This window comes from Rhodopirellula europaea 6C, from assembly GCF_000338295.1.
Classification (GTDB): Bacteria; Planctomycetota; Planctomycetia; order Pirellulales; family Pirellulaceae; genus Rhodopirellula; species Rhodopirellula europaea.
On the sequence record NZ_ANMO01000090.1, the window covers coordinates 59842 to 73530 of the forward strand.

At 54.9% G+C, this 13689-nt stretch carries 11 protein-coding genes; 7 read left to right on the forward strand and 4 right to left on the reverse strand.

Features of this window, described 5'->3' with window-relative positions; translation table 11 throughout:
- Positions 1–6 precede the first annotated feature (6 nt).
- The 4 genes from RE6C_RS07640 to RE6C_RS07650 all read right to left on the reverse strand — a co-directional run bounded on the left by RE6C_RS07640 (position 7) and on the right by RE6C_RS07650 (position 3668).
- Positions 7–1449, reverse strand: a complete 1443-nt coding sequence (locus tag RE6C_RS07640; RefSeq protein WP_236618016.1) for a BON domain-containing protein — start codon at positions 1447–1449, stop codon at positions 7–9.
- 177 nt (positions 1450–1626) lie between these two features.
- Positions 1627–2313, reverse strand: coding sequence for a PH domain-containing protein (locus RE6C_RS07645; RefSeq protein ID WP_008655354.1), 687 nt, complete (start codon positions 2311–2313; stop codon positions 1627–1629).
- Between the two features lie 184 nt (positions 2314–2497).
- Complete coding sequence (locus RE6C_RS32165; RefSeq protein WP_008655356.1) at positions 2498–2668, reverse strand: hypothetical protein; 171 nt, start codon at positions 2666–2668, stop codon at positions 2498–2500.
- A gap of 124 nt (positions 2669–2792) precedes the next feature.
- On the reverse strand, positions 2793–3668 hold the full coding sequence (locus RE6C_RS07650) for an MYG1 family protein (protein ID WP_039961512.1): 876 nt from the start codon (positions 3666–3668) through the stop codon (positions 2793–2795).
- Positions 3669–3819: 151 nt separating this feature from the next.
- Between RE6C_RS07650 and RE6C_RS31485 the strand changes: the two genes are divergently transcribed.
- The 7 genes from RE6C_RS31485 (at position 3820) to RE6C_RS07685 (ending at position 13637) form a co-directional block, all read left to right on the forward strand.
- Positions 3820–4020 carry a hypothetical protein gene (locus tag RE6C_RS31485; RefSeq protein ID WP_144054691.1) on the forward strand — a complete coding sequence of 67 codons (201 nt, stop codon included), beginning with the start codon at positions 3820–3822 and terminating at the stop codon, positions 4018–4020.
- Positions 4021–4198: 178 nt separating this feature from the next.
- Positions 4199–4723 carry a sigma-70 family RNA polymerase sigma factor gene (locus RE6C_RS07655; protein WP_008655360.1) on the forward strand — a complete coding sequence of 175 codons (525 nt, stop codon included), beginning with the start codon at positions 4199–4201 and terminating at the stop codon, positions 4721–4723.
- Complete coding sequence (locus tag RE6C_RS07660) at positions 4723–6276, forward strand: LamG-like jellyroll fold domain-containing protein (protein WP_008655361.1); 1554 nt, start codon at positions 4723–4725, stop codon at positions 6274–6276. The genes RE6C_RS07655 and RE6C_RS07660 overlap by 1 nt, the downstream gene beginning before the upstream one ends.
- A 23-nt stretch (positions 6277–6299) precedes the next feature.
- The gene (locus RE6C_RS29435; protein ID WP_236618017.1) at positions 6300–8561 is read left to right on the forward strand and encodes a sulfatase-like hydrolase/transferase; all 2262 of its coding nucleotides are present in this window, start codon (positions 6300–6302) and stop codon (positions 8559–8561) included.
- A gap of 57 nt (positions 8562–8618) precedes the next feature.
- Complete coding sequence (locus tag RE6C_RS07675; protein WP_052034933.1) at positions 8619–10193, forward strand: sulfatase; 1575 nt, start codon at positions 8619–8621, stop codon at positions 10191–10193.
- Between the two features lie 28 nt (positions 10194–10221).
- The gene (locus RE6C_RS07680; RefSeq protein ID WP_039961503.1) at positions 10222–11586 is read left to right on the forward strand and encodes a sulfatase family protein; all 1365 of its coding nucleotides are present in this window, start codon (positions 10222–10224) and stop codon (positions 11584–11586) included.
- Between the two features lie 62 nt (positions 11587–11648).
- Positions 11649–13637: a sulfatase gene (locus RE6C_RS07685; protein WP_008655365.1), complete on the forward strand. Its 1989-nt coding sequence runs from the start codon at positions 11649–11651 to the stop codon at positions 13635–13637.
- Positions 13638–13689 lie beyond the last annotated feature (52 nt).

Here is a 13689-nt window from a genome sequence, read left to right on the forward strand (position 1 = left end):
CGAAGCTCACTGAGGAACGAAGTACTGTTCGCCGGAATGGGGCGGGTGATAGCGGACTTTGATCATGTTGTGCGGATGGTGAGCTCCAGCCTCGACGGCCAAATCCATCGCGGTCTGCCACTGCAACCACGTGTCGACATGGCCTCGCAGGATAGCCACGCCGTCTTCCACGACCACATCGATTTGGTTGCTGCGATTCAACAAGGCGTACTTGAGCTTGCGATTGAGATCTTTCTCGATCTGCTCATCGCTTTTACCCGATGGCTCGGCTTCGACCGCGAGTGCGTTGTTGACGTGGACGACTCCCGCCACCCCGTCAGCAATCGCATGAGCCACACGCTTCTCTAACTCCGAATCCACCAAACCATACAGACTAACATGTGCTCGGTCACAATGAACGCGAATTTCGCGGCGGTCGAGATGCCCGCTGCGGGCGAGAGCTTGTTGAGTTTCTCCGATGATGGTTGGGTCAGACGGTTTCTCGTCTGGGTATTCAACGTCCAACTGGTTAGCAATGCGGCGGACGCCAACAACGTTGCGCACCAATTGACCAGCTCGCGTTCGGATGAAGCTTCGATCAACCACGCCGTTCAGTTGAACTTTGCCTTGGTTAAAGACAACGTCAATCTCCTCGGCACGCGAAAAGAGATACGGGTCGGCTTCAAATGAACGGCGTATCGCATCGTTGATGCTCTCGTCGTTGACATCGGCGTATCGCTGCTTACGAAGTGAATCGTCGAGCTTGTCAGGATTGACTTCAATGCCAGTGACATCAACGGCGGCGATGCCCCAAATCTCTGCGACTTGCTCCAACCGCTCCTTTGCGGCGACAGATCCCACCGCACCGCTCAGCTTTGCAACATGTTCCTCGACCTGAACGTCAATGTCGGCATTGTCAAAGTAGACCGACTGAACGATCAACGCACTGATCTCCGCTCGCAACTCTTCGTCAGTACGATCGCTGGACATTCGGACGGTGATTTGGTTGTCGACTTCGGAAACACCTCGGACACCAGCAGCGGCGAACTCAGCAATTCGCTTCTGAGCCAATGAGTCAACTTTGCCAAGAAGCGATACCGTTCCGCCAGACACTTCCGTCGTGATCGGAGGATGCTCGACGCTTTGATTGATCTGCAACACCTTTTCCACATCGGAATGGATCTCGGAATCAGACCGTGACGACCGTTCGACGAGAATGCGGTTTTGGACTGCGACAACGCCGCGAGTACGCTTCACGATTGAGGCAGCAATCTGGCGGTCTTGAAGACTGAGAACGGTGCCGGTCAGTGTGACGATGCCGGAATCATTGGCCACGTCGATTTCGTTTTGGCTGAGACGCTCGGCGTCTTCGAGATCAGCCTCGATGGCAGAGCGAATATCATCGGCACTTGGTGAGGATAAATCAGCAAACGTTGGGGAGCAAATCAGAAACGTGGCGATGAGAGACACCACGAGACTTTGTTTGGGCAGGATCATGACGGGCCTATGTTTGGGGACTTGAAGGTTCGACACGTCCTGTGCCGCAAACGGTGCGCCGCCGTAATCACCAACCTTTTGCTGAAGAACCTGACTTACTATGCGAACAGCACTTCGACGCCCACAAGCGTCGAACCTCGCTACGAAAACTCAGTCCTGGTTTTCGCGAATGAGATCAATGATTTGCTTCGGGTGGGGCAGACCTTTGGCGACGACTTCTAAATCATCTTGGCCGGAACTGGAAATGCCGATGCCACCCACGTTGAGCAACCGCTGAGCGAACGACTGATCGAGTTGGATATTACGAACGTCGTCGTGCTGCACTTCCGAAGTGTCCCGCGAGACGATGCCTTCGCGATAGATCGTGCGGTCGTCGGTGACGGTCAAAGTGGTGAAGCGACTCAACAGCGTCCAATAGCCGATCATGCCCGCGATCACAAGCAACGCGACCGTCCCCACCCAAACCACAATCGACGCTGGGCCGAGCACCATCGTTTCGCCAAGCGAATAACCGGCCAGTGACACGCCAGTGACCGACATGATGATCAGTGCGACTGCGGCAATGCCAACAACAGTCAGGACGAAACCGACGACGGGGCGGGCACGGAAAACAACCGGATGAACTTCGACCAGAGTGCGTTCTGCCGGTTCAGATGCCATTTTGCTTTCGATCGCCGAGTTTTCGTCGACCTCGTGAACCGAGGTGACCACAGCAGTCGGCATCTCCATCTCGAATGGCTTGTCGCAACTGGGACAAACCACCGGCCCATCGAGATGCTCGATCGTGCTGTCGACTTCCCGCTGGCAGTACGGACACTGTGTTGTCAGGACTTGCATTGTTCAAAATTCCGGTGCGAGTGAGTGGTGCAACAGCAACCACCCATGCATATCACATACCGAAACTCACTTTGGCGACGTTTTGACAGCCACGACAGGAAGGCTGATCACCCCCGACCACGTTAGCGAGACCAGTCGCCGCATCGATCTCATCCTGATCCGACCTCGACTTCGCAAACAGCGGTCAACCTTTCGGCACGCAGAGTTCCCGCATCGCGAACGCTGCCAGGCGACCGAACTGCCAGCATTTGTCGCTCAGAAGGGTCGGGTCCAAGCAAGTTGTGTCAGGCAGATCGAGAGCCGACACCATCGATTGCAACTCACGCAGGAAGAAAGCGTCGCGTTCCGAATTCACCGCCTTGAATCTTCAGCTGTTCTTTGCGGCTTGATTAAACATCGCCGGTGGAATGATATCCCGCCGAAAACGTTCGATGAGTTTGCGCGAAGGGTTTGTGCGAAGCCCATCGCTCTGCGGAGATTCAGCTAACGAATCCGACAATGGCAAGTTCCAATAGTTCTTTGAGCCGCTTCGGATCCTTGGTTGAGACTTTCGCAACAAATCCTCGTTTGTGCGCAAATCGCACCAGTTCGTGCGACTCGATTTTTGAAAAGTCCAAACGTTGACTGTCATTGTAACGCGATAATCCGTATCCATCGCTTCGTCGATCAGGATAGACCGTCGCGTGAATCTCATTCTCCTTGCCTTCGTTCTCAATGAAGGCATGAATCCCAAACGAAGGATCTGCGGAAATGACTTCGCTCTGTTCGAGGAACAAGACCCGAATCGGCTCACCACCGGTTTCGATGCTCCAGTACTGGGCGTTTTCTTTCAGGTAGTCCAATCGTTCACGCAAAGTCTTCAAGTAGTCGACAATGTCCTCACCCACCATGCACATGATTTGGTACACAGGACTTTCAGAATGGATTTCTTTTTGGCTCGCAAATCGATTCAGCAAAGTCATGTCGAGCGGTGAATTGAGTGCTCCGAGAGCCGCACGCGGAATTTCCATCAGCTTGGCGGTTTCGTTGGGCCCTAATGTGTCGAGCCATTCTGCTGGACGAAGCCAAGCGCAAAAGGACAGGGCATCGTCGTAAAGACCCATATCCTGGAGCACTAACGACAAGGCACAAAGTGGCGGGGCATCGCGAGGGAATTGGTGATGGTCAAAGTTTTTCATTCGTGGGTCATGCACTCCACCAACATCGACGACGCAAACCGATGGATCGGCCAAGTCCTCCTCCGTTGGGTCTCGTCGCTGAATCGGAACTCCATGCAAATACGCCAGCAGGCTGCAAGCAAGGAACTCATCTTTGTGGGCTCCACCCGCGTGTGTCACTATCAGCTGAATGGTCATGAAGTTGAGCGAATCGATCTTGGGAACGGTTTCGAAATGAAAGGAAACATACCCCCAAATCAGTTGCGTGGAACCTGAGCACTGAGCACCCGGCGAACACATCCAATGTAGCTGGTCGCTGGCCTGGTGCGGAATCGACTCAATCAGCCAGATGAATAGCAGCCTAAGTTTGCCGAATGTGGTCAGCGAGATCGGCTACAACAATCGTGATGTCCACTCAACATGGATGCGTTCGATTCATGAGATGAACAACCTGCAACGAAGAAAAGATGCGAGAGATCGCTTCTTCGCAGGCCTCTCGATCTCGCAGGTCTTCCCACTTGCGGTTCGACGGATCCGACTGTGCGAATGAAGTGGCCAGACCAATTCTGACGCTTTTCAGCCGTCAACGAGCGGACTGACCAAAGCAGAAGTTAATCTTTGTTGTGCGAAATCGTTTAAAACAGAACTCTTTTCTAGATTTCTGTTAACGATCTCTGTTCGCAGTCGGCATACGGTGGACAGACAGTTGTTACGCGTCGGCCGTGCTTATGAACGAAGATCAGAAACGGGCAATATTCACACAGTACTGGCTCGAGGCTGAGCCAGCCGTATCGGCGTATGTATTTGCGTCGATCCATGGGTTCCATGATGCGGAAGATGTTGTTCAACGGATCGCTCAGGAGCTGGCGCGACGGTTTGATGAGTATGAATCAGGACGACCGTTCGTCGGCTGGGCACTGTGGCTCGCCAAATCACGCGTGATTGATTTCTACCGGACTCAGCGGCGTTCACCGCTCGTTTTCTCGGACGAGCTACTCGGCAGACTCGCTGACACCATAGCCCAACAGGCTGATGGTCGAAGTCAACGACGCGAAGCACTTGAATCCTGTCTGGATGAACTCCCACCCCGATCGCGGCGGCTGCTCGATTTGCGTTACGTCGGTGAAAGTTCAGCCGCCGATATCGCTCAGGAAGTTGGGTCGACTAGCGGCTCGGTGCGAGTACTCTTGACACGTGCGCGTACGGCACTTGCTGGTTGCATCGAACGACGTCTTGCGATGGAGAATCGGTAATGACCGTCGATGATAAACTGATCGATCGCATGCTTTCGGGAGAGGCGTCTGACAACGAGGCTGCGGAATTTCAGTTGTGGCTAAAGACCCCAGCGAACCTTCAGCGGTTTGCGTCTCGCGCTGAGCTACACTCGAATCTAAGGCGGTCGTTACGACGCCGACACATCCAGGCGGATGCGTTGAAATCGAACAGTAAAGCTTCGGCGATTGCGGTCGCGTCGGTACCACAACCTCAGACGACGCTGCTGTTTGAATCATCGGCGGTTCTACTAGCGATGACGACCGGATTGGTAACAGCGGCTTGCCTGCTTTTTGCGTTCTTGTGGTCCCACCGCACCGAGGCCCCGCCCAGTGTTGACCATGCCGTGGCATCTGTCGTTCGCAACGTGGGCGGAATGCTGAAGAAAGACGATCGGCATTGGGTCGCCCCGCAACTGCCCGCAGGGGATTACGAGCTGCGGACCGGATTGATGAACTTAGGGTTTGGCGGCGGCGTCATGGTCTATTTGGAGGCACCTGCCCGCTTCGATGTGGTAAGTGACCGACGTGTCGTACTTCACAGCGGGCGTCTGTCAGCCACGGTTCCTCCCGAAGGCATTGGGTTCACAGTCGAAACACCCGAGGCGGAAGTCGTAGATTTCGGCACAGAGTTTTCGATCGATGTTGAAGGTGGCACCAGCGAGGTTCATGTCTTTGACGGGCTCGTGCGAGTGAATCCGGGGACATCGAATCAGCGTGACTCGTCCAAGTCGGTTGATCTTCACGCATCAGAGGCCGTTCGGATTACTGGTGGAGCATCTGCCCCCGTGGGCATCTCCATCGAGACCAATCGATTCATTCGCAACTTCGATGAACCGAGGCTGAACTACGCTCGCGCGATCAAGCGGTTGTCGCCTGTGGCTTATTACCGAATGCCAATACGTGACCGCGGACTGGTATCCGAACCGCCTGAATATTCCGGCGTCGTTCTAACTGGCGAAGGTAAACGTCCGCCACATGCCAAAGGTGTCTTCGCTGGCGGCTCGTTGAAAGTTGGAGTCGACTCCATCGGTCGTGGGGGACGCGTCGACTCGCCGCCCGCATTTGGCACTGGCCATTTTTCTCTGACCGCATTCGTGTATTTGGAAGCTCTTGCACAAGATGGAGTGGTCGCCACAAACTTCGATAGCGGACATGGCAACTTCGATATATCACTCAACGAGAATGCTTCGCTGCAAGCCAAAATTCGGACCGAAAACCCAACCACCTTCGCGGACGAGGTCACGACGACAAGCGGCTCAGTCTTGCCGCTGAAGGCGTGGCGGCACGTTGTCGTGACCGTTGACGGAGAGAACCTAAAGCTCTACGAGGACGGAAAACTCGTCTCGGCCACAACATGTGATGCGATGGCTACCAACAACTCCGGTGCGGTCTGGTTCGGAACGGCAGCGAGTGCGACGCAATTGTGGAATGGCCGGATCGATGAGGTTGCGTTGTTCAACCGGGCACTCGAGAAAGACGAAATTGAGGCGCTCTTTCGTACGGCGCAAGAAGAGATTGCCAGATCGCAATGAGTATTCCTATGAAAACAACATCCATGATATCGCCTATCCAAGCCATCACGGCCAGTCTCGTCTTTATCGCGAGTTGCACGGGTACGCCACGTCTGCTGATGTCTGCCGAGAAACCGAATATTGTGTTGATCCTGGTTGACGATCAGGGCTACTACGATCTGGGCTGCTATGGAGCAACCGAGGTGAAAACGCCTCGCATCGACGAGATGGCCGGGGGAGGTATTCGATTCACCGACTACTACGCGGCAGCTCCAATTTGCAGCCCATCACGGGCTGGGTTGTTGACGGGGTGCTACCCACGCCGAGTCGGCAATCACGTTTGGGTGCACCGGGCGGATTCCAATACCGGCATTCACAGCGACGAATTGACGCTCGCGGAACTCTTCAAAGACAACGGCTACAAGACCGCTTGCATCGGCAAATGGCATCTCGGTTTTCATGAGCCCTTTCTGCCGCAAAATCAGGGTTTCGATCACTACTTCGGACTGCTCCACAATCTTGATCCGGTCGAGACGGTCTATTTTGAGGACGTCGGTGGCGTTCCGCTGCAGCGAGACAGAGATGTCGTCAAACGTCCTGCGGATCCTGACGAGCTGACAAAGCTCTACACCAATGAGGCGATCGATTTCATCGAGGCTAACAAGGAAGGGCCTTTTTTGCTCTACCTTCCCCATACCATGCTTCACAATCCGCTGGGCGTCAGCGAAGAATTTAAAGGCACGTCGCAATGGGGCGAGTACGGGGATGCGATTCAGGAACTGGATCACCACGTCGGTCGAATCATTGATGTCTTGAAACGCCTGAATATCGATGACAACACCGTCGTTGTTTATGCGTCGGACAACGGTCGCGGCCCCGGACGCAATCCACAGCAAAAGATCCGCGGACGGAAACTGTCCACATACGAAGGTGGCATTCGTGTGCCGGCGATCGCCTGGGGACCAGGCTTAGGATTGCGGGCGGGAATCAGTTCCCCAGCGGTGGTGCGGGCAATGGATTGGTACCCAACACTGGCGACGCTGGCCGACATTGAAATCCCATCCGAGCGTGTGATCGACGGGCGTGATCTCAGCCCCCTGCTTCGTGGGGAAACCGACTTCGTGCCGCCCCCCGGTTTGAAAAAGTCGCTCAACGCTGGCGTACCGCTTCGCCGTCGGTGGGAGCCTGACGGCGAATGGGGCTCGCTTATCAACCGCAACCAGTACAACGATGCGTTTTTCTATCACGGAAGTCAGGGAGCTTTGGCCGCGGTGCGATGGCGGAACTGGAAGCTATACCTGAATCCGAGCCTCGCTTTGTACGACCTCACCGCGGATCCTGGTGAATCCGAAATCGTTCGCAATCCGACGATCCTCCGTAAGCTTCGTGGGATGGCGATCCTATTTCAGGAAGAGATGCGGCGTGATGCCCGGCCCGCCGGCAAGGTCTCTGTACCGCGTGAAGACGGCAATACCGAGATCCCTGAAACGTTGCTCGAACAGCTCGATTCACGTCTTGGCGTCACCTATGCTCGCTACGGAGATCGGACGTTGGAAATGGATCTCTACCGACCGAAGCACTCATGGGGAACGCTCCCGGCAATCGTTTGCATTCACGGCGGCGGGTGGGCCAACGGAACTCGCGCTAACCACGGAGGAGTCGCACAAGCGTTGGCGGCACGAGGCTATGTCGCTGCAACCATTTCGTACCGGTTGAGTGGCGAGGCTCCTTTCCCCGCACAAATCCATGACTGCAAAGCAGCCGTGAGGTTCCTAAGAGCCAACGCTGAGGAGTTCGGCATTGACTCCGATCACGTTGGAGCGATCGGGCTCTCCGCTGGCGGACACCTGACGGCGCTGCTTGCAACTTCCGCTGGTGTAGAAGAACTGGAAGGCGAAGGAGGCAATGCAAATTTCAGCAGCGCCATTCAAGCCGCCGTACCGATGGGGGCTCAAACCGACTTTCTGTCGGATCGCACTCGGGAAATTTCCGCAATCGATGGACGTGGAAAAATTTGGAGACAGTTCCTCGGAGGCACACAGGCAGAAAAGTTTGATACGTATCGGCTGGCATCACCGCTCTATCATCTCGACAAGAATGATCCGGCCTGCTGGTTCATCACCGGCGAAGCGGACGATCCAAGCACGCACGCGTCTGTCTTTCGCGAGCGAATGCAGCAACTGGAAATCACCACTGGCTTGACCGTCATCGAGGATGCACCACATCCGTTTCTGGGCAAACAAGTTTGGTTCGACAAGATGATTGAAACGTCGAACGCTTTCTCACGGCAAAACTTGAAGCACTGACATTTTCATTGACCGAACAAATTCAATCATAAGAAACCATTGATGATCGGAATCACCATGCAATTGAAGCGTCTTCCATTTTGCCTTCTCGTATTGCTCGCCACGTCACTGCATGCAGACGAGAAACTGCCCAACGTTGTGTTTCTGGCGGTCGACGACATGAACGACTTCGTTGGATGTCTCGACTCTCGGCCGAATGCAATCACACCCAACATCGATCGCCTCGCCGCTCGTGGTGTGTGCTTTACCAATGCACATACCGCCGGCGTATTTTGTGCCCCCAGTCGTGCGGCTATTTTTTCCGGCCAGTACGCATCGACAACCGGTTGCTATGAGACTCCGAATTACTTTGTGCATCATCCGGAGATTGAATCGCTGCAAACAACTTTCGCCAAAGCGGGTTACTCGACACTCGGCAGTGGCAAGCTATTTCATCATCCGGCTGGATCGATCGATCAACGAGACTGGACGAAGTTCTTCCTACGAAATCAATTCCAGCGTGAAGGCGGTTGGGCCTTGGAATCATGGAGCAGCGACACACCCGTACCACAGCCTTTTCCTGCCAGCATCTACAACAAAGGCAAAAAGATTACTGGCGGACTGTTCCTGGAATGGGGAGCGATTGCAAACGAACGGGAAGAGGAGATGGCCGACACGATACGCGCCAACTGGGCTGCCGATCAACTGAAACGGAAGCACGACAAGCCGTTCTTCCTGGCATGCGGTTTCTACGCTCCTCATTACCCCAACTACTGCCCGCAAAAGTATTTTGACCTATACGATCGAAATGCCATCGAAACTCCGGCGTTCAAAGAAGATGACCTGGACGACTTACCGGAAAAAATTGTCAAGCAGCGCAAGAATCGCAAAGCTTTTCACTACGACAAATTGGTTGCGATGGGTGCTTGGAAGGACGCCTTGCTTGGATACCTGGCGTGCACCAGCTACGCGGATGCGATGGTCGGTCGAATTCTAGATGCACTCGAGGCAAGCCCTTATGCCGACAACACCATCGTCGTGCTATGGAGCGATCACGGTTATCACCTCGGCGAAAAAGGTCAGTGGGGAAAACACACGTTGTGGGAAAGAACCTCCAACGTGCCGTTTGTATGGGCCGGCCCCGGCGTGGCGAAAGGCGTTAGGACTGACGTGACGGTCAGCCTGATCGACATCTACCCGACCCTGATCGAAACCTGCAACTTGCCGGCACCGCACCAGAATCTAGAAGGTGTTTCATTGAAAGCAACACTGAACCAGCCCGCTGAAGCAGACGACAGAACGGTGTATCTTCCCTACATCAAACCAGGTGAATTCGCGGTGATGAATCGCGACTGGCGATACATCCACTACGACGACAAGAACCAGGAACTGTACAACGTCAAAGAGGATCCTCACGAATGGAACAACCTCGTGTCCGACCCGCAGTACGCGGACGTCATCACCACGCTGAAGGATTCCGCACCCACTGAGTTCTCTGATCCGGAACCGAAGCTGAACTCGCGGCGAGATCTAGTCATCGAAGGCGAAACTTTCCGCTGGGAAAAAGGCCAAGGCAACTATGTTCCCCATCCGAAGTACTTGCCTTACACCGATCCCGCAATGAAACAAAAGCAATCGAGAAAGGGGCGTTAAAGTGTCAATCTCAGCAGGACCATTTCCAATGAACAATATAATTCTATTGCTGGCCTCAGCAGTGTTGCTTTCGGTTACGCCTTCATTTGCGAGGGTCCAAGCAGCCGATCAGCGGCCGCCGAACATTGTTTTCATGTTCGCTGATGATCTTGGTTACGGCGATCTTGGATGTTACGGACATCCCTATGCTCGAACGCCAGTGATTGACCAACTGGCGGAAGAGGGAACGCGGTTCACACAGTTCTATGTGACAGGCGTGACGTGCAATCCGAGCCGTACCGGACTCATGACGGGGCTGTTCCCGGCTCGATTCCCGAAGTACGCAGCCGATTTTGGTTTCGGCGAGCGTATAACGATCACCGAATTGCTGAAACAACGCGGCTATCAGACGGGTCATTTCGGCAAGTGGCATATTGGTCCGGATGAAGCGGACGGCACGTACAGCATTGATACCGTAAAAGTGATCGGCAAGAGCCGTGACAAGACCACTGGCGACGCCGGCCGTGACGATGACCTGTATTCGGCGGCGATCGACTTCATCAAACAGAACAAGGACGGACCGTTCTACGTCAACGTGTGGGGACACGCGACGCATTTCCCCGTCAACACGGCTGAAGGACTCGTCGCGGAATTCGACGATGTCACCGTCAATCGCGAAGACTTCGCGACAACCATGCAGCACAAGTTCGACGAGTGCAAACAGATCGGCGGCGACCTCGACGATTCGATGCGGCAGTACCTTGGCGACGTCTATCAGATCGATCGCAACGTCGATCGCCTGTTGAAGACGCTCGACGAACTGGGACTGAGCGACAACACGATCGTTGTCTTCTCCAGCGACCATGGGCCAGCGCCGGTGATTCTCAGCAAGCAGGAACCTCGGAGATACTCGAACAACATGCTCGGTTACGCGGGCGAATTTCGTGGCGGCAAACACGAACAGTACGAAGGCGGCACACGCGTCCCGTTTATCGTTCGCTGGCCCGGCAAGGTCGAAGCCGGTCGAGTCGATACGCACAACGTCTGCTCGTTCATTGATTGGTTGCCGACGCTGTGTGCGATTGCCGGAGTCGACGAATTACCGAAGCCAATTGACGGCGAAGACATCTCCGATATCTGGTTCGGTACCGATCGTGAGCGAACAAAGCCACTATTCTGGAAGACAAGTGCAGTCGGCGCGACGCCAGCGATGCGGGAGGGCAACTGGAAGTTGCATCTGCCACGCAAACAACGCGGTGAACCAGAACTTTACGACCTGTCGATTGACCCCAGCGAGAGTCACAACGTCGCTGAGCAGCATCCAGACGTCGTGAAAACGCTTTCCAGGAAAGTCAAAGCCTGGGCCGCCACGCTGCCCACGGAATACTCCAAGAAAAAGGTGAGAAGCAAGTAGAGAAGTCCATTACGAAGCAGCTTGCCTACGTTTAGAAAAGACCAACCCAAAAAAGAAAATCTATGAGACTTCATCACGCCTTGCTCCTCTTGCCGATCGTTGGTCTTGTTTGCCTGTCAGCTAAGGCGAATGGCGAACCGGGACGACCGCCGAACGTCGTTCTCTTTCTAGTCGATGACATGGGCTGGACCGACGGGGGTGTCTTCGGTTCCGAATACTACGAGACGCCAAACATCGATGCCTTCGCCAAACAAGCGATGCGTTTCACCAACGCCTATGCGCATCCGCTGTGCTCGCCCAGTCGGGCCTCGATCTTGACCGGGCAGGAGGAATCTCGCCACGGCATCCTTTCCGCCCACGGACATCAGGAGCCAGAACCGTGGGGCGCGCAGGTCTATCAGGCTGCTACACCAACAGACGAATACCTGCTCACCAAGAGTCGCCGTTACCTGGATCCGGATGCCACGACGCTGGCCGAAGCTTTTCTCGGTGCCGGCTACCGCACGGCTCACATGGGCAAATGGCACCTGGGCTTGACTCAGGAACATTGGCCGGACCAGCACGGCTTTGAGGTCACGTTTCACTCCGCACCAGATCCCGGACCTCCCGGCAGCACCTATTTCTCACCGCACGGAGTTCACGCTGACGGTAAGCCTGGTGCGGCACGTCGAGTCGGCAATATTGTCGACGGACCAAAAGGCGAACACATCGACGACCGGCTCGGTACCGAGGCAATCAAGTACATCACCGAACATAAGGACGAACCATTCTACCTGAATCTGTGGATGTATGACTGTCACGGCCCTTGGGAAGCGAAACAGGATCTCATTCAGAAGTTCGCCAGGAAGGAGTCTGAGCCCGACGGTCATACGAACCCGGTCTACGCCGCCATGTTGAAAACCATGGACGACAACTTCGGACGAGTCATGACAGCGCTCGATGAACTTGGTATCGCCGACAACACCATTGTCGTCTTCTTTTCCGACAACGGCGGCAACACTCACAGCATGAGTGCGAGCGAACAGAAGCGGAAGATGGCCAATCCGAAGAGCAAGACGTATGGCTACACGAAGATTTACAACGACTACGCTGGTCTGCAGTATCCGACGAAGAATCTCGGTCTCCGCGATGGAAAAGGATCGCTTTATGAGGGCGGCGAACGTGTTCCTCTGATGGTTCGGTGGCCCCAGCACATTCCTGCGGGCTCGGTCAGCGAGACAATCGTCAATAATATCGACCTGTATCCCACGCTGCTTGAACTGACCGGCCAGGCCGAACCTGAGAATCATGTCATCGATGGGAAGTCCTTCGCGAAGGTGCTCACAGAGGGCGTTGAGGCAACGGACCAAACGAGCGTCAGCTATTTTCCGTATCACGGCGGAGGCATCTCGGTGCGTGACGGCGATTGGAAATTCATCCGGCGTTACACCCGCAAACCGGACAGCTACGATGGCCTCGTCGAACTATTCAATCTCAAGGATGACCTCGCCGAATCGAAGAATCTCGCTGCCGAAATGCCGGAGAAAGTGGCCGAGCTTGATCAGTTCATCAAAACGCACTTTGAACGCACCGGCGGCCTTCCCCCGAAACTCAATCCAGACTTTCAACCGAGAACGACCACATCGGTAAGTTCGAGAACCCCGACGCACGGGCTGGTTCCCAAGCAATGCAAACTCGAGTCGATCGACGGTGCGATTCGCGTGGTTTGTCAGGGAAAGAATCCGTTCCTGGGGACGGCTCAAGTGAAACTGAACGGACCCATCACGCTGCACCTGCAAGCTCGGGGCGTCGATGGCAAGAGCGGGACAGGACGTGTTCAGTGGCGAAACGAGGGCCAGACTGAATTCCCTGCAAATGGCCAGACGGTGGACTTCGAAGTTCCTGAATCGACAAGCTGGCAGGACATCACAGTGCAAGTGCCTGTCGAGGGACGAAGTCAGTTACTTCGCCTGTATGTTCCAACCACCCACGGCCTCGACATCCGATCAATCCGCTGGAAAGCAAAGACCGGCAAACCGGTCGAGTGGGATTTTTCAGCGGATGGCCGGTAACGCAAGAGCGGGATTCAGATTTCGTCCCTTACGAAAAACAGATCGCCGAACG